Below are 22,129 nucleotides of genomic sequence, written 5' to 3' on the forward strand. Positions count from 1 at the left end.
TGAACATTTTTGAAACAATTTAATAGATTTACTCGCTATTTTTCACCTTGAAATCTTCCTTTTTTCAAAATTTCCTCGGTATGCTCACCCAGTTTCGGGGCCTGACCCAAAATTTTACCAGGTGTTTCCGATAATTTAATGGGGGTACTGATTTGTTTCACAGCCCCTAAACCCTCATGATTAACTGTCTGGATCATTTCTCGTTCCGTGATTTGCGGATCGTGAATCATTTCTTCGATGGTGAGAACTGGTGATACACAAGCTTCTAAATCGGAAAAAATAAGGAGCCACTCAGCAAGGGATTTTTTAGATATAATGAGTTGAATTTCGTATTTTAAACGGTGCTGTTCATGCAAAGGTGCATCCAGAAGCGGGATAAAGTCACTTCTGCCTATTCCTTCACAAAATGCTTTCCAGAATTTCGGTTCGAGTGCTCCGACAGAAAGCCAGCGTTCGTCGTTTGTTTCATATACTTCATAAGCAGCCAGACCGCCCGATAACGTTTGGTCGCCACGGTTAGCTGGTGTATGATCCGCTAAATAATTAGGTAAGATCGTTTGCAACCATGACACCACCCCGTCCAGCATGGAAATGTCGACAAACTGTCCTTTATCAGACTTTTCCCTTTCATAAAGAGCTAGCAAGATACCGAGTGTAGCTGGCAGAGCTCCTCCTCCAATATCAGCGATCTGCGTGGCGGGCACGATTGGTTTTCCACCTTTTTCACCCATCAGGTGCAGCAAACCAGCATAGCTGAGATAATTTATATCATGACCGGGACGGTTTGCATACGGGCCAGTTTGTCCGTAACCGGTCACTGCACAATAAACGAGTCCGGGATTGATGCTTTTTAACTCTTTATAATTTAGCCCAAGCCGCTCCATCACCCCTGGACGAAAGGACTCTACAACCACATCTGCGGTTTCAACTAGTTTAAGAAAATAAGCTTTCCCTTCTTCAGACTTCAAATTTAAGCAAACACTTTTTTTATTGCGATTAAGCGAGTGGAACATCGCGCTATCTTCATCTAATTTCGGATCATACGCCCGAGCATAATCACCACCTCTTGGATCCTCCACTTTAATAACCTCTGCTCCAAAATCAGCAAGCAACATCGTGCAATACGGACCTGGAAGCAAGCGCGTTAAATCCAACACACGAACTGAGTTTAATGGCAAAACAACACGTCCCCCCTTATATTTCGGATTCCCATTCGACAATATATGACAAAACCCGGGAAGTGACAGGCACCTTTCCTACTCTATTCTTTCGATAATGGTGGCGTTTGCCATGCCGTGTCCCTCGCACATGGTTTGTAGACCGTAGCGCTTTCCTGTTCGTTCCAGTTCATTCATCATTGTTACCATCAATCGTCCACCACTTGCTCCAAGTGGATGACCAAGTGCAATCGCACCACCATTTGGATTTAATTTTTTCGGATCAGCTCCGGTTTCTTTTAACCAGGCAAGTGGTACGGAAGCAAATGCCTCATTCACTTCGAAAATATCGATATCCTCAATCGAGAGCCCTGCTTTCAACAACACTTTTTCTGTTGCAGGGATTGGCCCTGTCAGCATTAATGATGGATCCGATCCTACAACAGAACGAGCAATTACACGAAATTTCGGTTTAAGTCCAAGTTCCTCTGCTTTCTCACGTGACATCATCAGAATGGCGACCGCTCCATCACTGATTTGACTGGAGTTGGCAGCTGTTATTTTCCCATCTTCCGCAAAAGCAGGTTTAAGTGTGCCAAGCTTTTCCAACGTGGAATTTTCTCTTGGACCTTCGTCATCCTTGATTACCGCCTGCTCCCCATCTGGAAGTGTCACCTCCAATGGCATGATTTCTTTTTCAAATCGCCCATCGTTTCTGGCAGCCACCGCCTTTTGATGACTTTCCAGTGAAAATTCATCCATCTGTTTCCGGCTGAATCCCCATTTATCTGCAATTCGATCTGCAGATAAGCCCTGATTAATCATTTCGTACTTGGATGTCAATGCCTCACTCAGTTTCACACCTTGCATGTTTGAACCGATTGGCACACGTGACATATTCTCAATGCCACCAGCAACCACTACATCCATATCCCCGCTAATAATTGCCTGTGAGGCAAAGTGAACAGCTTGCTGACTGGAACCACATTGTCGGTCAATTGTTGTTCCTGGAACTTCCACTGGATAATCGGCGATCAATGCTGCTTGCCTCGCAATATCAAAAGCCTGCTCCCCCACTTGGGAAACACACCCCATAATGACGTCCTCCACTAATTCCGATGAAACACCAGCTCTTTTTATCACTTCCTTGAGCGGTTTTGCCGCTAGTTCCTCCGCTCGAATGCCGCTAAGTGATCCGTTGCGTTTTCCTACTGGAGTTCGGACTGCCTCTACGATTACTGCTTCGCGCATATAAATCTTCCTTTCTATGTATGCTTTTTGTTCTGTATTCGGGGGCGTGGGTTCCGCGGTTGGGTGCGGTTGTCAAGCGATCACGTGTGGTCGTTCCGCGCTCGGGTGCAGGGGTATCGCACTCAAGTCCGTTCGTCCTGCGATCGCACCCATTCGTTCCGCGTTCGTACGCGTGAGTCCCGCGCTCACGTATCATAACCCCATGTTCTTAGCAATAATAACTTTCATAATCTCATTGGACCCTGCATAAATCGAGGAAACGGCCACGTCACGATACCTTCTCGCAATCTCATATTCTTCCATATAACCATAACCACCATGTAGCTGCATGCATTCGCCCGCCACCTTTTTCGCTAGGTCCGTCGTCCACCATTTTGCCATTGATACCTCTGTTACCACATCTTTTTCTGCAACATGATCCTCAATGAGACGATCAACAAACGTCCGCCCAATTTGAAATTCCGTTTTCATTTCTGCAAGTTTAAACTGGGTATTCTGAAACTGGCTGATACTCCGACCAAATGCTTTTCGTTCTTTCACATAATCAGTCGTTAATTCCAGCATAACTTCCGTTGATGTCATACTCTGAATTGCTACCATTAAACGTTCCTGCTGCAGCTTTTCCATTAAATAATAGAAACCTTTCCCTGATTCGCCAAGTAGATTGCTAGCAGGAACACGAGCATCTTCGAAAATTAATTCACATGTATCATTCGAATGTTGTCCGACCTTATCGAGCTTTTTCCCTCTTGTAAATCCAGGTGTATCTGCCTCAACAACCAGTAAACTAATTCCCCTATGAGGCGGGTCAGCCTGCGAATCCGTTTTACAAACAACGACCACTAAATCGGCGGTGGATCCGTTTGTAATAAACGTCTTCTCCCCGTTAAGTATGTAGCCATCCCCGTCCTTGATTGCCGTCGTCTTAATCGCCGCCAAATCTGATCCCGCTCCAGGTTCTGTCATAGCAATTGCGGACACCAAATCTCCTGTTATCGCGCCAGGCATCCAGCGTTCCTTCTGTGATTCGGTGCCATAGGAAGCTATGTACGGCATGGCAATATCATTATGAAGACCAATTCCGACCATTCCAGTGCCAATCCGCTCAAATTCCTCGTTGATCACAACCGAATAGCCAAAATCAGCATCAAAGCCACCATACTTCTCGTCTACCCATGGACAAAGAAAACCTTGTTCTCCTGCCTTTTTCCAGAAATTCCTGGGTACTAGCTGATCTCTCTCCCACTGTTCAAAATAGGGATACGCTTCCTTCTCCAAAAACTTTCGTAAGGAACGACGAAAAATATCATGCTCTTCCCGTAAGTACGCTCTTTCCATGCAAAATTCCTCCTTTCGTTTTTACGCAGTTTAACGGGCAGTAAATCCCCACCTCAAAAATGAAGTAGGATTAAAACCTTAGGTGGGGGATAACTGCCCGTATAAGCCCGATTGGTTCAACTAACATTCAGTGGGGGGAGAACTAACCCCCTACTGAATGAAGTTTTACTTTATCTAGGTTGCATTCGTATCGCGCCATCAAGCCTAATCGTTTCCCCGTTTAACATCGGATTTTCGATTATGCTCTGCGTTAGACGTGCATACTCTTCTGGATAACCTAAGCGCGATGGAAACGGTGTCATTTCTCCCAACGCTTTTTTCGCTTTTTCTGGTAATGTTTCAAATAATGGCGTCTCAAATAGACCTGGTGCAATCGTCATAACCCTGATTCCAAGCGTAGAAAGGTCTCTTGCAATTGGCAGTGTCATGCCAACAATTCCACCCTTTGAAGCACTATAGGCAACCTGACCAATTTGCCCTTCATACGCTGCAACCGACGCCGTATTAATGATGACACCACGCTCGTTGTTTTCATTCGGTTCATTAGCCGCTATTTTTTCTGCAGCAAGACGTATGACATTGAACGTCCCGATTAAATTAACCTGAATCACATTTGTAAAGGAGGCTAAATCATGCACACCTCTTTTGCTATACGTCTTTTCCGCGATCGCAACCCCTGCACAATTGACAACTACATGAATTGGTCCAAACGTTTCGACAGCCTGATCCAATGCTGCCTGAACACTCGTTTCATCGGTTACATCTGTTTTGATAAAATATGCAGCTTCACCCAGTTCTTCCACAAGCTGCTCACCTTTTTCTTCCGCCATATCCAGAATAATAGTCTTAGCTCCTCTGGAAACGGCATTTCTCACAGTGGCCTCACCTAAACCAGATGCTCCACCAGTAACAACGATTACATGATTTTCAACTTTCATGAGGTTCCTCCTCCGTAACTATGTTTTTATTAAAATATGCAACAAATAATCCGCGATGTCTTCGGCGATTTCCGTTTTATCTTTTTTTCCGTCATCGGAATACCATTGCGTAACCCAATTCATCGCACCTAAAATGATATTTCTCACTATTTTTATATCCACCGATCCGAACACATCTGCCTCTATTCCTTCCAAAATTAGCTGATCAAAACATATCCCGTAATCATCTCTTAACTGAAAAATCGTTTCAATCTGCGGACTAGAAAAATATTGTTCTGGTTTAATCATCATTTCGAAACCACTGCGTTCCACCAAGATGTATTCGATATGTACAATCATAGCCCTACGCAACTTAGCTTTTACTGGCAATTCTTGATGCCGAACACCTTCTACGTTTTCAATACTACGCTCCAGTAGCATGACATGGCTTTGATACAACAAGTCTTGCTTATCTTTAAAATAATAATAAACAGAACCCTTCGTCATCAGAAGCTTGGAAGCAATCTCTTCCATTGTTGTACCATCGTATCCTTTCTCTGATAAAACGCTTACAGACATCCGCAGAATATCTTCTTTTTTCTTCGCTGTTTTTCTTTCGCGCAAAGACATTTCGTGTTCACTTCCTCTAGCATATCTTGTTTATTATTCTAATGGGTAGATTTTTGAATGTCAAGTTAGTTTTCTGAAAATTTTAATTGACAATAAATTATAACTCCCAACAGTTGATCGCCTTTCCGGCCTCTTTGGTTTGAATATTTTTAGATTATATGACCTTCTTATTAGGGAACGGGTTGATTGTGACCAAAAACGTTTCTTTGAAAATTCAGGCTAGAGAATAAATTTTTGTTTGCAAACCACTTTTTTGTGGTATAATATACATAGAAATACAAAAGTATCATAAAATAATAAAGACCGAAGATACGTCCATATCTTCGGTCAGCAATGAATCGCTCCCCTTCATGAAGGGTCAGCGCAAGTAAGTTCAAATAGACCTCACTCTGCTGTTAACATAAGGGAGGTCTATTTATTTTGGTCTAAGATTATCACAACAAGCGTTGCGAATGAAATCACCAAAACCATTGCCTCGAAAACAGACATAGGCAGCACCCCCTTCCGTTATAGCATACCGCATGGCACTACAACCGACAGAGATGCGCCGACCCCCCTAGAGAAAAATACGATTATTGCATGTTTTTATTATACCACTATTACTTTCCTTTTGTAAGATTCAAATAAATATTTACTTTATGAGTTATCAATATAATAAGATACTTGTTTGTCTTGTCACCTAACCATCGTATTAAGTATGGCTTTAGCGAACAGGCAAGTTAAAGCGCTCCCCATTAAATAAACGGTAAATCTACACGATTGTTATGTAGGTTGCTGTAGCGCCGCTCAAGTTGCCACAAACACCTCTGTTTTTGCTGTGAGAACTTCCTGATTTCTTTGATTTCGTATAACGATTTCAATCGATAATACTCCCCGGCTTTTATCAGAAAGTTCCTTTGTATTCACAATAGAAAATTCTCCAGTAAGTTGGTCGCCAGGACGAACTGGGGCTCTCCATCTTATTTTCTCTGCACCAAGACCACCAACACTGTCTGCTCCAAGAATATCCATTTTTATAAATTCCGCCCATACCACCGCTAAAGTATGAAATCCTGAAGCGATCAACGACCCATATGGAGTTTTTTCTGCTGCCTCCTCGTCCATATGTAAGTGTTGAGGGTCATACTTTCTCGCAAATCCTATGATTTCTTCCTTTGTCATTACCACTTCATTGGTGAAAAATATGTCACCAACAGAAAATTCATCAAATTTCAATTGGATGCTCCTCTTTTATTTTAAATATTTTTTCGCTTTTTGGAATACGTAATTTAATTATTTTTCCTTCTCAGGCTACTTTTACTTTCTACTAAAAAGCTCGTAAACCCTGTTTTCTTGCTATTTTGCCGTTTTTAGTCCATACTTATTATGAGGTGAGAAAATGCCTGCTAAAAATAGGACTATCAGTAGGTTCGTTATGTTTCCCAATGATTTATTAGAGGAAATCCAAACCTATCAGGAAGAAAACAAAATTCGTACCAATAATGAAACCATCAGGATGCTTATAAGAAAAGGCTTAGAAGACTCTCAGGAATAGAGAGTCTTTTTTTCCTGCAACAAATTACTAGCCAACTGTCTCTCTAAAACCTCACCAACAATCGGTCAAGGAACCTGATCCTCTGTCTTAATTAAGCATACCACTCTCTAATTTTTTCGTCTAAAAATCTTAACATATTCTCGCGATTCCCTATTTAACTTTATCCTACTGCTTGATTAAAATCTTCATGCTATTTAAACTATTATAGAGAGAATACAATATTCAAGATGAATACAGATATATTTTGAGAAAGTATAAAGGCGTGAGCAGCCGCCTAACAACGTACTGCGTGCTTCTTGTGATCTAGCATGAAACATATTAAAAGGGCACTAAAATCACAAAATACCAAAGGAGAGATATCAAATGACCATTCACCACCACAATCATCCTTATATGACTATTCACGATTTTGAATCGAACAGTCATGTAGGCTGGGATAATTCTTTGAAGCCTATTGCTGAAGTTGATTCAGGCCAGACCATTACGTATGAAATAACAGAAGCTTCCGGGGGACAATTTACTAAAAACGCTACAAAAAAAGATGTAGAAACCCTTGATTTCAGCAAAATCAATCCAGTCTCAGGACCTGTTTATGTTAAAGGAGCAGAACCTGGAGACACACTGGAAATAGAAATGTTGAATTTTTCCCAACTTGATTGGGGGTGGACAGCGCTTATCCCGGGGTTTGGGTTACTTGCCGATGAGTTTAAAGAACCTGCAATTAAGAGCTTTGACCTGACCGGTAAAAATAAAATGGAATTCCTTGATGGGATCGATCTTTTTATAAAACCTTTTCCGGGGACAATGGGCGTTGCTTTGCCTGAACCGGGCAATCACAGTATTGTTCCACCAAGAAAAAACGGTGGAAATATGGATACACGACACCTGACACGGGGAACCAAGCTTTATCTGCCAGTCTGGGTCGAAGGTGCTTTATTTTCGATTGGTGATACACATGCTGTCATGGGTGACGGTGAAGTATGCGGAACGGCTGTGGAAGCTTCCATGGAGACCACGATTCGCTTTAAGCTTCACAAAGGAAAATCCATTGCTGAACCAAGATATGAAATTCCGGGACCACCTACTCCTGAAGCAGACAGCAGGGGGTATTATGTTACCACAGGCCATGGAAAAGATCTATATAAAGCTTCCCAAAATGCGATCCGTTACATGATTGAGCACTTGGTGGATACGTATAGAATGAGTGAAGTGGAAGCGTATATGTTATGCAGCCTGTCAGTAGATTTGCGGATTAATGAGATTGTTAATCAGCCCAATTGTTTGGTATCGGCGTTTTTGCCTAATTCTATTTTTAGGTAGAATCAGAAATGTTATGCAAAAAAACAAATGGCCCCTTCTTTTGATAGGAGGCCGTTTGTTCATTAGCATATTATCAATTATAGTTTTACTTCCTTTCCCCCCTCTGGATCATCGACATACCAAATAAATTTACTTGTGTAGCCATATATAAGGCACACTTTCCTTTTGAAGATTCAAACAAATATTTATTTTATTAGTTATTAGCCTTTTTTAAAGTTCGGTTTTCGTTTTTCAAAAAAGGCCTGAACACCTTCTTGATGATCTTCTGTATTTATAACTGTGGCCTGTGTAATACGTTCCTGTTCAAGAATTTCATCTAAACTTGAGACTAGTGATTGATCAGCAATTTTCTTAATGAATCCATATGCTACGGATGGTCCAGAAGCTATTTTAGCAGCAAAAGCACTAACCTTTTCTTCAAATTCTTCCAATGGAAAAACGTGATTAACAATGCCTAATTTATGCGCTTCATCGACTTTTATTGGCTCCGCGCTAAATAACAGCTCTTTTGCACGGTATGGCCCGATTAGTCTTGGAAGGAAAAACAATCCACCTCCATCGGAAATCAAGCCTACTTGAGAGAAACTTAATACAAACTTACTGTCCTCTGCTGCTAAAATCATGTCACAGGCTAAAGCTAGATTGAACCCTGCGCCTGCAGCAAATCCATGTACAGCAGCAATAATTGGTTTTTCCAAATCTCGCATCGAACGAATCAATTCATTCAATTCACCAAGATGTTCATAAACCTCTATAGGTTCTTTTTTTCCCATCGTTTTCAAATCACCGCCGGCGCTAAACGTACGACCTGCACCAGAGAGGATAACAACACGAATCTCTTCTTCCAGCTTTGCTTGATTTATTGCCTGTTTTAAACCTGTAATCATTTCTGGACTAAAAGCATTTAAACTATCCGGTCGATTCAACGTGAGATGCATGATCCCCTCATTTATATCGACCAGTAAATTTTCTGTAGCTACATTTTCCATATTATTTCTCTCCTTTACACATTCAGTTACCCTACTAGAATAGGCTCTAATAAACTTCTAATTGAGTCAGGAATTGCTTCCGTTTTTTGCTTGGCATAATTAAAGTAAACAAGTGTTGCAGTAGCATGTGCCACTACTGTTTCAGTATCAGTTGTGGTAATTACATGATCTACTGTGAAACTTTTTGTTCCTATATTTGAAACAGAAGTAGATACGTTTAATGTTTTCGTAGCAAATGCCTGTTCCAAGTAATCACATTTTGTTGACGCCAAGATAAAATTATATACCAAATTAGAATCCTCTTGACCAATACCAAGTTTATAAAAGAACTTTGTTCGGGCTTCTTCAAGATATAAAAAGTAACTTGTATTGTTTACATGCCCGGCTGCGTCCGTTTCACAGAATCGAACATACACCTCTATTTCATGTGAAGTTGTCATAGGTTCCTCCTTTCATCCAACGAATAGATTTTCAATCAACTATCCTCTTTCAATAATTGTTGCAATACCTTGGCCGCCACCAATACAAGCAGTAATAAGTGCGTATTTTCCATCCGTACGTTCTAATTCATACAGTGCTTTTGTTATAAGAATTGCTCCCGTAGCACCTAATGGGTGACCATGCGCAATTGCCCCGCCGTTAACATTTACCTTATCAAAATCCAAGTTAAGTTCTCGATCACACGCAATGACTTGTGCAGCAAATGCTTCATTAATTTCGATAATATCCATATCACTTGTGGAAAGGTCAGATTTTTCCATCACTTTTTTGACTGCTGGAACTGGTCCAATACCCATGATGTTTGGATCAACTCCTGCAACAGCTGATGCTCGAATAGTAGCTAAAGGGGGAACGGCTAATTCTTCTGCCTTCTCTCTAGACATGACGACAACCGCAGAAGCAGCATCGTTTAAACCAGAACTCGATCCCGCTGTCACACTACCCCCCTTAAGAAAAGCGGGTGGTAATTTCGATAGTCCTTCCATTGTTGTTTGGGGACGAGGGTGTTCATCTTTTGAAAAAATAATTGGTTCTCCTTTTCGAACAGGGATATCTATCGGTACGATTTGCTCATCAAAACGCCCTTCTTCCATTGCATTTGCCATTCTTTGCTGACTTCTTAGAGAAAATTCATCCTGTTCTTCTCTCGTAATTGCATGTTTTTCTACTAAATTTTCTGCAGTAATACCCATTGGCGGGTCACCAATTTCCTTTGGTGAGAGATCCGAACTTTTAAATTTTGGAGGTGCAGCACTGTATGCCTTTTCAGGACGATCCATTAAGTATGGCGCACGGCTCATGCTCTCTGTTCCACCAGCAATATAAACATCACCTTCTCCAGCTTTAATTGCCTGTGCAGCTAAGTTAACCGCATTTATCCCTGAACCACACTGTCGATCAACGGTTAGACCTGGTAAATCAAGTGATAATCCTGTCTGTAAAGCTGTTAATCTGGCAATGTTTCCTCCCCCACTCAGTACATTTCCAAAGATTACATCATCTATTGTTTCTGGTTCAACATTCGCTCGTTTAACAGCCTCCTTAATAACTTCTGCCCCGAATACATGTGCAGGGACAGACGCCATTGCACCTCCCTGTCTGCCTATCGGTGTTCGAACTGCTGATACGATAACAGCTTCTCTTTTCATATATAATCTCTCCTTCTATCATTTATCTATTAAATAAAGTTCGATCTACTAATTTTCATCCAGCCACATATCACTGCTTAGATATACAGATTTAGCGTTACGTTGCCTTTAATAACATCTTCACCTTTTTGATTAACAGCTGCTACTTTAAAATGGAGGAACGTCTCACTGGAATCTTGTAATACTGCTTTAAGGGTAATAACATCCTCCAGAAAAACCATTCCTGAAAAGCGTATTTGATAATCCTGAATAAACGCTTCTTCTAAATAGGGGGTAAATAGTTTAGACAAGTTTCCCATCGTCCACATCCCATGGGCAATAATACCTGGAAGCCCTGCATTCTTTGCTTCATCATCAATCGTATGGATAGGATTAAAATCTCCTGAAGCACCTGCGTATTTAATCAAGTCAATTCTAGATACAGGTTCAAGGGTTATTTCTTCCAGTGCTTCGTTTTGTTTTAATTCAACTAAGCTACTCATCGAATCAATTCCTTTCTTACTGTTTCTGATATGATGACAGTTTGTGATTCTGTAAAGATAGTTTTACCCTCCAGGTCTTCGCCGTATCTTTTTAAAATGACAAAGCCAAGTAATCCGTTATTTCCTTCTTTTTCATAGTAATCCATCAGTTCTGTATAACAATAAACCTCTTCTCCCACGAATAGCGGCCGTTCATAATGATAGATTTGTTCACCATGAATAAGTCCAATATTAGGAAGATATAACCCTTCAATATCTCCGTAATCAAAGACACGTGGGAAAGTCGGCGGTGCAATATTTTGACCGTATCTGGTTTGCTTTCCATATTCTTCATTTATAAATATCGGGTGTGGATCCCCAATAGATTCAGCAAACTTTTTTAACATTCCTCTTTCTACTATATTCTTTACTTTATTAGACTTATTTCCTATCTGATCTTTATACATTAATTTAGCTCCCCTTTATCTCAATTTGGGTTTAATCTTTTGGTCCACCAGCAACATAGATGACTTGGCCATTAACAAATGATGATTTCTCATCTGCAAAAAAAGCAACGGCATTCGCGATATCCACTGGTTTTCCGCTTCTACCAACTGGGATCGTTTCGACACTTGCTTTTACCAATTCCTCAAATGGTACACCAATACGTTCTGCTGTTTCTTTCGTCATTTCTGTTTCAATGAATCCAGGTGCAACCGCATTTGTTGTAATGCCAAATTTACCGAGTTCAATGGATAACGTTTTGGTTAGACCTTGCAGCCCTGCTTTTGCTGTTGCATAATTAGCTTGGCCTCGATTACCAAGAGCTGAAGTCGATGACGTATTAATGATTCGCCCATATTTATTCTTTACCATGTATTGCTGGGCAGCACGGACAGCATTAAATGCCCCTTTTAAATGAACGTCCATTACTTGGCCCCAGTCACTATCTGTCATCTTAAACAATAAGTTATCTCGAATAACTCCAGCATTATTCACAAGAATGTCCAGTGATCCAAATTTGGTCACTACCTCTTTCATCGCTGTCTCCACTTCATCTGATTCCACAACGTTTACTACCTTAGAAAATACGTCATAACCTTGATCCGTTAATTCACTTGCTGTCTTAACAAGCGCTTCTTCATTAATATCAATAATGGCTACTTTAGCACCTTCTTCAGCTAAAGTTTGAGCTACTCCTTTTCCTATCCCTCGACTTCCACCTGTAATAAAAGCTACTCTTCCTTTAAATCGACCTGTCATGCTTGATTCCCCCCTGCTTCTATATAGTTTAAATATACTGGCCTATTTTTACGTTTCCTTTTAATAGATTTCTGGAAATAATTAATCGCTGAATCTCATCTGTACCATCATAAATCCTCCATAATCTTGCTTCACGGTACCAGCGCTCAATTGGCAATTCTTTTGTATACCCCATACCACCATGAATCTGTAGAACCCGGTCTATTACTCTATTTCCCATGTTAGATCCATACAGTTTAGCCATAGATGCCAAATGACGATTGTCTTCCCCTTCATCAAGGGTGAACGTAGCATTTAGCACGAGCCATTTAGCTGCTTCTATCTCCACTGCAGAGTCAGCAATTTGCCACTGTATTGCCTGTCTTTCAGAAATTGGTTTCCCAAATGTCTCACGTTCCTTCGAATAATCGATAGCCATTTGTAGTAAACGTTCCGAAGCACCAACTGCCGTAGCTCCTACAACCCATCTAGCAAATCCAATCCACTCCAGTCCAAGTTGATATCCTCCGTGAACCTCTCCCAATATATTTTCTTCAGGTACTCTTACATTATCGAAGACTAAGCTAGCTGGACCCCATTCTCCCATTGTGTGAATATACTCTGATTTCCAACCCATACTTCGATCAACAATAAAGCAAGTTACGCCACCACTACCGGTTTTCTGATGTGTTTCTTTATCTGTTACTGCAATTGCCATAACGAAATCGGCCTCATTCCCACCAGTGATGAATGTCTTCTCTCCATTTAAAACCCACTCATTTCCATCTTTAACTGCTGTCATTTGTATATTCCTCGTATCGGATCCTGCACCAGGTTCTGTCATGGCAAAACAGGATTTTTTATCACCATTTATGGTTGGTATCAAGTACTTTTCTTTTTGTGCATCGTTACCATAATAAAGAATATTATCTGCCGAACCTCCGAAGTCAAAAGGAACAAATGTCTTGGAAACTTCCATTAATACAATTGCCAACATTAACTGTCCAAGATCAGCACCTCCGTATTCACTCGGGGTATTAATTCCCCAGAAACCTGCTTCCTTTGCCTTCAATTGAAGTTCTTCCATTTGTTCTGCTGAAAGACTTGGCCTCCCTTCGCGTTCGTTTCGCAGCACCTCATTTTCAAGTGGAATTAATTCCTTTTCTACAAATTTCCGAATCGTCTTTTGGACCATTTTCTGTTCATCATTTAAACGTAAATGCATATTATTCACTCCTGTTTTTATTATTCATACTAACTGGTAAGTATGTTTAGTTTAAAAAGAGAAAAACCCATGAATTAAATATCCCTACTCTATAGCTTATTCAAAGCCAACATGAGTTTTTTTTGTTTTCACATATTTCTATAATTTAATTTCTATTCATCCAGTGGTATGGAAATTACTTCTCCATCTTCTACAGCACCAGCCTCAAACTTCCATTGCATACTGCCTTCATCATCAATCTCGTGAAGAGGAAGTACCGATTTCTCTTCTGGAATATTTTCGATACCTTCATTCAAAGCGTCCATAATTGCTTTTCTATCATCAACTGTCCCAGCAACTTTCATCCCTTCCACTAATGCATGCACACTTTGATACGTAAGAGACGATTCAGATGTCGCGAACTCTTCATCAAACTGCTCCTGATAAGTTTCAACAAACAGATTACTCGCCTCCGTGTTCTCTTCTTCGATAGGAAGAACACCAATTGATCCATTCAACATATCATAGCCATCCAAAAACCCAGCCATTTCTTCTAATTTTGCTTGATCCATTATCATGAATCCACCTTCATAACCCAATTCCTTTGCTTGTTGAATAACAAGTGCAGTTGGTTCAGAAGGGCCGCCTACAAATAGAACATCCGGGTCATTATCTAAAGCGTTTGTCATAACAGTAAAATAATCCGTATCTTGACTATAATCTATATCGCTTTCATAAACAATTTCTCCACCCTTTTCTTCCCAAACAGGCTCTATCGCTTCTGCCCAGTCCATACCGTACTGTGAATTTGTTGGGAGGAGTGCCATTTTACCCCCAAAATTCTCCATCATATAATCGCTAAATGTATCTGGCCAAACACTGTATTGAGGAGAGATACCCATCAACAACTCATTCCCTTGCTCATACATCCTTGGTTCACTCGTATAGGCCATAATAATAAAATCATCCTGTTCATTAAACTCTTGCGCTGCAAAAACTCCTCCACTGTGTGGAATAAGAATCGCAACTGGATCGTCTTCTGAGACCATTCTTGTTATATTTACACCAGCCTCATTGGGCAAATATTGGTCGTCAAGTGCAACGAGTTCAACTTTGTGTGTGGTTCCATCTATTTCAAAACCTTCTTCATTAATCTCTTCAACAGCCATTTCCATTCCATTTAATACATGTAATCCATATTGGGCTCCTGGACCGCTTAAGGGACCCGTATACCCAATTTTAACAATTTCTTCATCATCAGTTACTTCTGGCGTTTCAGTTTCAACTGTTTCACTTTCATCCACATCCGGTGAATCACCTGATACATCGTCTTCTAAACAAGCTGTTAAACCAAAAGCCAGTAGTACTAGAATCCCAAGCAGAAAAATGCTTTTTATTTGCTTCATTTTGGAACCTCCCATTTTTTTATACACTGCTAAATTTCTTCAACATAAACTAGTTTTTTTTAAATACCTCCTCCTTTAGAATAAGATTCTATTGTTTAAGCACCGATATAAGCTTTTCTAATTTCTTCATTATTGAAAAGCTCTTCACTGGTACCTTTGACAACCATTTGACCATTTTCTATCACATAACCTCTATCTGCAATTTTCAAGGCTGCACTTGCATTTTGTTCCGCTAATAGAACCGTAGTTCCTTCTTGATTAATTTGCTGAATGATCTCAAACATCTGTTTTACAATCATTGGAGCAAGGCCTAAGGAGGGTTCATCAAGTAATAGCAGCCTCGGTTTAGCCATTAATGATCTACCAATTGCAAGCATTTGCTGCTGACCACCACTTAACGATCCAGCTAAATTATTCTCTTTATCTTTTAAAATTGGAAACAAATCATAAACATGTTTCATTGATTTCTGCATTTCCTTTTTTTTGCCCCGTTGAACAAATCCCCCCATTTGTAAATTGTCATTAACAGACATCCTTGGGAACAGTTTTCTCCCTTCAGGGCATTGTACGATACCATATTTTACTAATTTATCTGGTGAAAACCCATTAACTTTATTATCATGAAAATGTATTTCTCCTTTAGCTGGTTTGTTTAGACCACTAATAGCACGAAATAAAGTACTTTTCCCCGCACCATTTGCCCCTAGTAAAACAACTAATTCTCCTTGACTTACTTCTAAATTAATCCCTTTTAAAGCAGTAAAATCTCCATATTTAACTGCTAATTCAGATGCCTTAAGCGTTAGCTGGCTCATTCTCCTCACTCCCCAAATATGCTTCAATAACAACCTGGTTATGCTGTATTTCCTCTGGTGTTCCTTCTGCTATTCTTTTCCCTTGATTCAATACCATGATTCTATCTGCTAGTGACATAATCATCGACATTTTATGTTCTATTAAACATACAGTAATCCCACTCTTTGCTATTTTTTTAATCAAATAAGCAAGTCCATCCGTCTCATCTGGATTAACCCCAGCTGCTGGTTCATCCAACAGCACAAGCTTAGGATTCGTAGCTAGCGCCAAAGCAAAAGCAACTCTTTTTCTTTGTTCTTGGGTAATACTACCAATTGGCGCATCTGCAAGATGTGACAATTCAATAAATTCCAATGATTCATAAGCTTTCTGAATGCTTTCTTCTTCCTCTCTTTGTTCACGCTTGGTACGCAATATTGCATCCCAAAGACCCGATTTTGTTCTCAATCGATTTCCTATAATAACATTGTCCATGACGGTCGCATCTTCAAACAGATTGGTTGTTTGAAACGTTCTTGCTATTCCTAGCTTGGCAACTTTATTAGGCTGCATCTTTTCTATGCTTTCTCCTTTATAAGAAATATTTCCAGAGGTAGAAGGATGGAAGCCGCTTATCAGATTAAAAAATGTGGATTTACCCGCTCCATTTGGACCAATAATTGCTTGGATATCCCCTTCCTTCACATCAAGGTCAACATTATCAACTGCCGTTAGTCCTCCAAACGCTTTTGTTAACTGTTCAACTTTTAAAACCATTAACTGACCTCCTCTATATCGTTACCCTTTTCCTGAGCAGCGCCACCTTTTGTTTTTTTTCTTTTTAACTTATTAATAAGTTTATTTACCCCTCCTACGATACCTTTAGGATAAAATATTACGATTAAAAGTAAGATGGGACCGAATAAAAGCATTCGGTATTCTTGTAAAAACTGTAAATATTGCGTTAATGATACAAGCAATAATGTACCAACAACTGGCCCTGACAATGTCCCAATACCTCCAATGACTAAGTAGGTCAGCATTTCGAATCCTAGAAAAAGCGTACTAACTTCCGGTCCAATAAATCGGACAAAAGATGCATACAGTGCCCCTGATAATGCTGCAAAAAAACATGAAATCGCAAAAGCTAATAGTTGATTTTTCTTAGTTGAAATTCCAATCGTCATTGCAAGTTCCTCACTGTTACGAATAGCTATAAATGTCCTACCTAGGAGGGAATGGACGATACGTTTCGTAATAAAAATGGTCAGTACTAGAAAAAATAACAAAAGATAATATTGGGATGTCAAACTATCAAAAGTGATTGGTCCAATAGGTGAGGGTGTCGGAATTCCAACCAAACCTCGAACTCCACCAGTAAGACTGTCCCATTTATCAATAATGAGATAAATGATAAATCCTACACACATCGTATAAATGGCAAAGTAATGTCCATTTGTTCGAAGGGAAATTAACCCAACTAATATCCCTAAGATGACTGCCATAACACAAGCTGCAACTAGAGCTGGCCAAAAATTCCAGCCGGCAGTTACTGTTAAGAGACCAAGTGCATAAGCTCCAAAAGCAAAAAAACCGATATGCGCAAGTGACAACTTCCCCGTATAGCCTGTAAGGATATTGATCCCATATACACTAATTGACCAGATACAGACTAAGGATAAAACGTGTAAAATATAATCATTTGGTACTAAAAACGGTAATAGGAGAGCGATTCCAAGAATAAACAATACACCATTTCTGTTAGTGAAAATTTTTGCCATTAGTGTACCCTCCCTGGAAATAATCCTGTTGGTTTAAAAGTCAAAATAATTACAAGCAACGCAAAAGCGATGACATCTCTATAATCCCCTGAAATATAAGTTGCCCCAAAACTTTCTACTATGCCAAGCATATAACCTGCCACAATTGCTCCTGGGATACTACCCATGCCTCCAATAATAATAATTACAAACGCTTTCATAATTACCAATTCTCCCATATCAGGGAAGACCAAATTGATTGGCGAAGATAACGTTGCAGCAGCTGCAGCTAATGCACCTGCTATGGCAAAAGTCATCATTGCTACCATATTTGCATTTATTCCTACCAAATAGGCACCTTCCCTATTTTGAGCCATTGCGATAATTGCTGAACCAATCATAGTCTTTGTAAGGAAAAGATGTAGCAGAAGCATAATAACCATCGATGCCAAGATGACAATTAAGCGTTGTTGTGTAAAGGTAACCCCGAAAATAGTTATGGCATCCCCATATGGACTGGCCATTTGCTGAAATCTAGGCCCCCATACCACTTCGGCAAAAGCCACCAAAAATAACAAAATACCGATTGCCCCCATCATTTGATGAAGAGGTTGCGCATTGCGAAGCGGATGAAATACCAACCGCTCGGATAAAACGGATAGCAAAGCAATTATTACCATGGAAATAATTAATGCTATCCAATAAGGTGCGCCTAACAATACCATGGCAGTCAGTGTTACATATGCCCCAATCATATAAAAGGCTCCATGAGCAAAATTAGGGATATGCAGAATACCGAAAACCATTGTTAATCCTAAAGCAACTAAACTATAAACGCTTCCATTGGAGAGTCCGTTTAACAATTGCTGGAAAAATAAGTCCATTGTCTTCCTCCCTCATTTTAAATTTTTTACTCTCTTTTAAATATTCATCGTTCCACCATCAACTACAAGTGTTTCGCCGGTAATAAAAGAGGCTTCATTTGATGCAAGAAACAAAACTGCATTAGCAATTTCTACTGGTTTCCCAATTCTCTTTAATGCATTAGCAGTAGATAATACCGGCCATTTTTCTGTTTTCTTCCACTCTCCTACCATATTTGTATCAATAATTCCTGGGGCAATGGCATTCACACGAATATTTTTCCTTCCAAATTCTGTTGCTGCTGTCTTAGATAGAGTTATGACACTACTCTTCGAAGCCGAGTAAGCAGAAACAAGTTTTTGTCCCTTGATTCCGGCTATACTTGCGGTATTAATAATACTGCTCCCCGCCTCCATCTGTGGAATAGCAAATTTCATACCTAGGAACACACCATTAAGGTTTACATCTATTACTTTTTGCCATTCCTCCAATGAAACATCAGGTATTTTCTTTTCAGTGCTATCAACACCAGCATTATTGAATAAGATATCAAGACGACCAAAAGTATCCATTGTCCTTTCTATCATTTTCTCAACATCTTCAGGATTACTCATATCAGTGCGAATAAATTCGACTTCACCTCCCGTTTCCCTAATTAAGTTTACTGTTTTCAGACCCGCTTCTTCACCAATATCTGATATCATAACGCGGGCACCTTCTTCAATAAATCGCAAAGCCGTGGCTCTACCGATGTCGCCTCCACCACCCGTTATAATGGCGACTTTATTTTTTAATCGCATTCAATTCACTCATTTCTTTTGCGTTTTTGAACATAACTACTAATCTTCTATAGATTGTTTACTAGGCTCTATTATTTCCTAGTAGAAACATCAAGGTTTAGCTATCAATTTACCATATGTTTTACGATCTCCTAAAACTTCCAAGGCACTAGGCACATCCTTAAAATCATACTCTCGATAAATCAAAGGAAGAATAGCTTTCTCTTCATAAAGCCGCATTAAATCATGATGAATTTCCCTTACCTTTTCTGGGTTTTTCTTAGCGAACAGCCCCCAATGAACACCTACGATCGAGTAATTTTTAATTAATGCGTGATTGACGGGAGCGTCTGGAATACGTCCACCTGCAAAACCAATAACCAAAATACGACCATCAAAAGCAATACATTTACGAGATCGATCAAATATATCTGCACCTACTGGATCATAAATGACATCTGCTCCACGTCCTCCCGTTTCCTTCTTCACAATTTCTACAAAATCCTGAGACCTGTAGTCTATTGCAATATCAGCTCCAAGTTCTTTACATATCTGCACTTTTTCCGGCCCTCCAGCTGTTGCAATAACTTTTGCCCCTTTTGCTTTCCCTAGCTGAATAGCTGCTGAACCAACTCCACCGGCTCCCGCATGAACTAATAGAACTTCCCCTTTCTGCAGGTTACTTCTGTGATACAATGCATAATAAGATGTTTGATAAGTTATAAACATTCCCGCCGCTTCACTTGCAGACATCGTATCTGAAATAACATAAACAGAATGCTCGGGGACAGATACCCATTCTGATAATCCTCCTTCAGGAAGTCCGGGTGTTGCAATGACTCGTTGCCCTTCTTTTAACTGAGCCCCCTCACCTGTTTCTCGAATAATCCCACAAACTTCTGATCCTGGTGTAAAAGGGATAGAAGGCTTCTCCTGATATTTCCCTTGACAAAGTAATATATCAAAGAAATTAAGTGAAGAGGCTTCCACCTCAATTAAGACGTTACCTGCCTCTACAAAAGGAAGGGGAGTATCTTGTAATTCCAATACATCACTTGGCTCTCCCAGTTCTGTAACTTTCCAACTTTGCATATTAATTTCCTCCTTTTAATGTGGTGTTGTGGAATCGTACCTATATACTTATCTTTAAATACTGAACGTATGGTATGTTACATGTGCTTTTATTCCTAAAATTATTTATTCCAGAAACGCTTACCCATTAAATCGATCCTACTAAAAACCCGTCGGCCAGTTTGCAAGATTTCGTTCACTTTTAGAACCCTTATTTGCACATGCATATTCCAACGTTTGCGAGAGAAACTTTCGTGTGTCTCTTGGGTCAATAACATCATCTATTAAATGCTTTCCCGCAGCCTTATACGGTGAACTATCAAAACTCCATGATTTCAATAACTCTTCCCGTTTCTTCTCAGGATTTTCTGATTTCTGTAGTTCGTTTCCATATACAACATTGATTCCAACTTCAGGGCCTGTAAAATTTATCTCAGCTGTTGGCCATGCAACAACAAAGTCAGCCCCCATCGTTGGTCCGCACATATTACCATAAGCTGCACCAATACTCTTACGAATGACAACCGAAATTTTTGGAACAGTAGATTGGGCAAGTGCTTGATTCCACACCATGATTTTAGTCGGCATCTTTAATTTTTCCGCATCACTTGATACCCGAAAACCTGGAATATCGTGTAGAAAGACTAAGGGAATATTATAGGAATCACACAATACAATAAAATCTGTAGCCTTCTCACATTCTTTTGCACCTGCTGCACCGGCAAATTTTAGCGGCTGATTTGCAATAATCCCTACTACTCTCCCATCAATTCTCGCTAAGACAGTGATGAGTGCTGTACCATAAGATGATTTTAATTCGAAATAATCTCCTTCATCAACGACTAGTTTGATTACTTTTTTCATATCGTAAGCACGCTTTCTTCTCGTCGGAACAAGATCAACCATTTCATCAAGTCGGCGATATGGGTCATCTTTTGTTTCTTTATAAGGTGGTTCTTCTCCTCCATTAAGTGGCATATAGCTTAGGAATTGCTTTAATTCTTCGATGGAAGCATCCTCATCCTCAGTAAAACGCTCCACTTGCCCAGTAAAATTGGCATGAACCTCCCAACCACCAAGTTCTTCGTTTGAAATTTTCTCACCTGTAGCTACTTCAAGCATTCGAGGACCTGCCACTGCCATTGTTGTTCCCTTCATTAGTGTGACAAAGTCAGAAGAGACCGCTGTCCAAGTCGGTCCTCCAAAACTGTCTCCCAAAATTGCTGTAAGCATAGGAACCTCCCGATGATGTGTCAAGAGTTCATTTGGAAAAAGCATTTGACTTATCCCATCAGCCCCCATTCCATCTGGCATTCGCAAGCCGCCACCTTCCATTAGGTTAAGCAAAGGAAACCCACGCTTCACCGCAAAATTATGAGCGGCTTGTGTTTTACGAAAATATACCATTCCCTCCGTTCCAGCAAAAACGGTTTTATCCGCTGCCTGTATCACAACTGGACGCCCGTTTACTTTAGCTAACCCTGTAATGACACCATCTCCTGAACTTTTTTCTTCACTGCCTACTTGATCGGAGTGAGCAAGCATACCTAATTCTAAAAAAGTATCCGTATCAACAAGCTTGTCGATCCGCTCTCTGGCAGTGTAATACCCCAACCTATGTTGCCTTTCTATTTTTTCCTTTCCACCACCAAATTTTGCTTTTTCTTTACGCGCTACTAATTCTTCTATTTCTTTATCCATCATTTATCTCCTTGAAATATTTCTAATTTAACAAATCGGTCTACCATTTCCTAAATAATGA

Annotated in this window: 22 protein-coding genes; 1 reads left to right on the forward strand and 21 read right to left on the reverse strand. The window is 40.0% G+C overall.

Annotation, left to right across the window (positions count from 1 at the left end):
* Nucleotides 1-35: 35 nt before the first annotated feature.
* The 6 genes from OLD84_RS14265 to OLD84_RS14290 form a co-directional block, all read right to left on the reverse strand.
* Nucleotides 36-1,178, reverse strand: a complete 1,143-nt coding sequence (locus OLD84_RS14265; RefSeq protein WP_209464347.1) for a CaiB/BaiF CoA transferase family protein — start codon at nucleotides 1,176-1,178, stop codon at nucleotides 36-38.
* Between the two features lie 78 nt (nucleotides 1,179-1,256).
* The gene (locus OLD84_RS14270) at nucleotides 1,257-2,408 is read right to left on the reverse strand and encodes a thiolase family protein (protein WP_209464346.1); all 1,152 of its coding nucleotides are present in this window, start codon (nucleotides 2,406-2,408) and stop codon (nucleotides 1,257-1,259) included.
* A gap of 192 nt (nucleotides 2,409-2,600) precedes the next feature.
* The gene (locus OLD84_RS14275) at nucleotides 2,601-3,746 is read right to left on the reverse strand and encodes an acyl-CoA dehydrogenase family protein (protein ID WP_209464345.1); all 1,146 of its coding nucleotides are present in this window, start codon (nucleotides 3,744-3,746) and stop codon (nucleotides 2,601-2,603) included.
* 170 nt (nucleotides 3,747-3,916) lie between these two features.
* Nucleotides 3,917-4,684 (reverse strand): 3-hydroxyacyl-CoA dehydrogenase, encoded by a 768-nt coding sequence (locus tag OLD84_RS14280; RefSeq protein ID WP_209464344.1) that lies wholly within the window; start codon nucleotides 4,682-4,684, stop codon nucleotides 3,917-3,919.
* Between the two features lie 18 nt (nucleotides 4,685-4,702).
* Nucleotides 4,703-5,293: a TetR/AcrR family transcriptional regulator gene (locus OLD84_RS14285; protein ID WP_209464343.1), complete on the reverse strand. Its 591-nt coding sequence runs from the start codon at nucleotides 5,291-5,293 to the stop codon at nucleotides 4,703-4,705.
* Nucleotides 5,294-6,079: 786 nt separating this feature from the next.
* A complete protein-coding gene (locus OLD84_RS14290; RefSeq protein WP_209464342.1) occupies nucleotides 6,080-6,508 on the reverse strand; it encodes a MaoC/PaaZ C-terminal domain-containing protein in 429 nt (142 codons plus the stop codon).
* Nucleotides 6,509-7,190: 682 nt separating this feature from the next.
* On the opposite strand from OLD84_RS14290, the gene OLD84_RS14295 reads away from it, so the two are divergent.
* Nucleotides 7,191-8,147 (forward strand): acetamidase/formamidase family protein, encoded by a 957-nt coding sequence (locus OLD84_RS14295; RefSeq protein ID WP_209464341.1) that lies wholly within the window; start codon nucleotides 7,191-7,193, stop codon nucleotides 8,145-8,147.
* A gap of 200 nt (nucleotides 8,148-8,347) precedes the next feature.
* Here OLD84_RS14295 and OLD84_RS14300 read toward each other — a convergent pair whose 3' ends face one another.
* From OLD84_RS14300 to OLD84_RS14370, 15 genes are all read right to left on the reverse strand, one after another.
* Nucleotides 8,348-9,136: an enoyl-CoA hydratase/isomerase family protein gene (locus OLD84_RS14300; protein WP_209464340.1), complete on the reverse strand. Its 789-nt coding sequence runs from the start codon at nucleotides 9,134-9,136 to the stop codon at nucleotides 8,348-8,350.
* 26 nt (nucleotides 9,137-9,162) lie between these two features.
* A complete protein-coding gene (locus OLD84_RS14305; protein ID WP_209464339.1) occupies nucleotides 9,163-9,576 on the reverse strand; it encodes an acyl-CoA thioesterase in 414 nt (137 codons plus the stop codon).
* Between the two features lie 39 nt (nucleotides 9,577-9,615).
* Nucleotides 9,616-10,785 carry a thiolase family protein gene (locus tag OLD84_RS14310; RefSeq protein ID WP_209464338.1) on the reverse strand — a complete coding sequence of 390 codons (1,170 nt, stop codon included), beginning with the start codon at nucleotides 10,783-10,785 and terminating at the stop codon, nucleotides 9,616-9,618.
* Between the two features lie 77 nt (nucleotides 10,786-10,862).
* Nucleotides 10,863-11,267 carry a MaoC/PaaZ C-terminal domain-containing protein gene (locus tag OLD84_RS14315; protein WP_209464337.1) on the reverse strand — a complete coding sequence of 135 codons (405 nt, stop codon included), beginning with the start codon at nucleotides 11,265-11,267 and terminating at the stop codon, nucleotides 10,863-10,865.
* A complete protein-coding gene (locus OLD84_RS14320; protein ID WP_209464336.1) occupies nucleotides 11,264-11,713 on the reverse strand; it encodes a MaoC family dehydratase N-terminal domain-containing protein in 450 nt (149 codons plus the stop codon). Before OLD84_RS14320 ends, OLD84_RS14315 begins: the two co-directional genes overlap by 4 nt.
* Nucleotides 11,714-11,744: 31 nt before the next feature.
* Nucleotides 11,745-12,509, reverse strand: a complete 765-nt coding sequence (locus OLD84_RS14325; protein ID WP_209464335.1) for an SDR family NAD(P)-dependent oxidoreductase — start codon at nucleotides 12,507-12,509, stop codon at nucleotides 11,745-11,747.
* Nucleotides 12,510-12,537: 28 nt separating this feature from the next.
* A complete protein-coding gene (locus OLD84_RS14330; RefSeq protein ID WP_209464334.1) occupies nucleotides 12,538-13,713 on the reverse strand; it encodes an acyl-CoA dehydrogenase family protein in 1,176 nt (391 codons plus the stop codon).
* Between the two features lie 152 nt (nucleotides 13,714-13,865).
* Complete coding sequence (locus OLD84_RS14335) at nucleotides 13,866-15,098, reverse strand: ABC transporter substrate-binding protein (RefSeq protein WP_209464333.1); 1,233 nt, start codon at nucleotides 15,096-15,098, stop codon at nucleotides 13,866-13,868.
* Between the two features lie 95 nt (nucleotides 15,099-15,193).
* The gene (locus OLD84_RS14340; RefSeq protein ID WP_209464332.1) at nucleotides 15,194-15,913 is read right to left on the reverse strand and encodes an ABC transporter ATP-binding protein; all 720 of its coding nucleotides are present in this window, start codon (nucleotides 15,911-15,913) and stop codon (nucleotides 15,194-15,196) included.
* Nucleotides 15,894-16,670, reverse strand: a complete 777-nt coding sequence (locus OLD84_RS14345) for an ABC transporter ATP-binding protein (RefSeq protein WP_209464331.1) — start codon at nucleotides 16,668-16,670, stop codon at nucleotides 15,894-15,896. The genes OLD84_RS14340 and OLD84_RS14345 overlap by 20 nt, the downstream gene beginning before the upstream one ends.
* The gene (locus tag OLD84_RS14350) at nucleotides 16,670-17,674 is read right to left on the reverse strand and encodes a branched-chain amino acid ABC transporter permease (RefSeq protein WP_209464330.1); all 1,005 of its coding nucleotides are present in this window, start codon (nucleotides 17,672-17,674) and stop codon (nucleotides 16,670-16,672) included. Before OLD84_RS14350 ends, OLD84_RS14345 begins: the two co-directional genes overlap by 1 nt.
* Complete coding sequence (locus OLD84_RS14355; RefSeq protein WP_209464329.1) at nucleotides 17,674-18,537, reverse strand: branched-chain amino acid ABC transporter permease; 864 nt, start codon at nucleotides 18,535-18,537, stop codon at nucleotides 17,674-17,676. Before OLD84_RS14355 ends, OLD84_RS14350 begins: the two co-directional genes overlap by 1 nt.
* 36 nt (nucleotides 18,538-18,573) lie before the next feature.
* Nucleotides 18,574-19,317: an SDR family NAD(P)-dependent oxidoreductase gene (locus OLD84_RS14360; protein WP_209464328.1), complete on the reverse strand. Its 744-nt coding sequence runs from the start codon at nucleotides 19,315-19,317 to the stop codon at nucleotides 18,574-18,576.
* 90 nt (nucleotides 19,318-19,407) lie between these two features.
* Complete coding sequence (locus tag OLD84_RS14365; RefSeq protein ID WP_209464327.1) at nucleotides 19,408-20,388, reverse strand: NADPH:quinone oxidoreductase family protein; 981 nt, start codon at nucleotides 20,386-20,388, stop codon at nucleotides 19,408-19,410.
* Between the two features lie 141 nt (nucleotides 20,389-20,529).
* Nucleotides 20,530-22,068, reverse strand: a complete 1,539-nt coding sequence (locus tag OLD84_RS14370; RefSeq protein ID WP_209464357.1) for an acyl-CoA carboxylase subunit beta — start codon at nucleotides 22,066-22,068, stop codon at nucleotides 20,530-20,532.
* Between the last annotated feature and the right edge of the window lie 61 nt (nucleotides 22,069-22,129).

The organism is Virgibacillus natechei (genome assembly GCF_026013645.1).
Taxonomy (GTDB): Bacteria; Bacillota; Bacilli; order Bacillales; family Amphibacillaceae; genus Virgibacillus_L; species Virgibacillus_L natechei.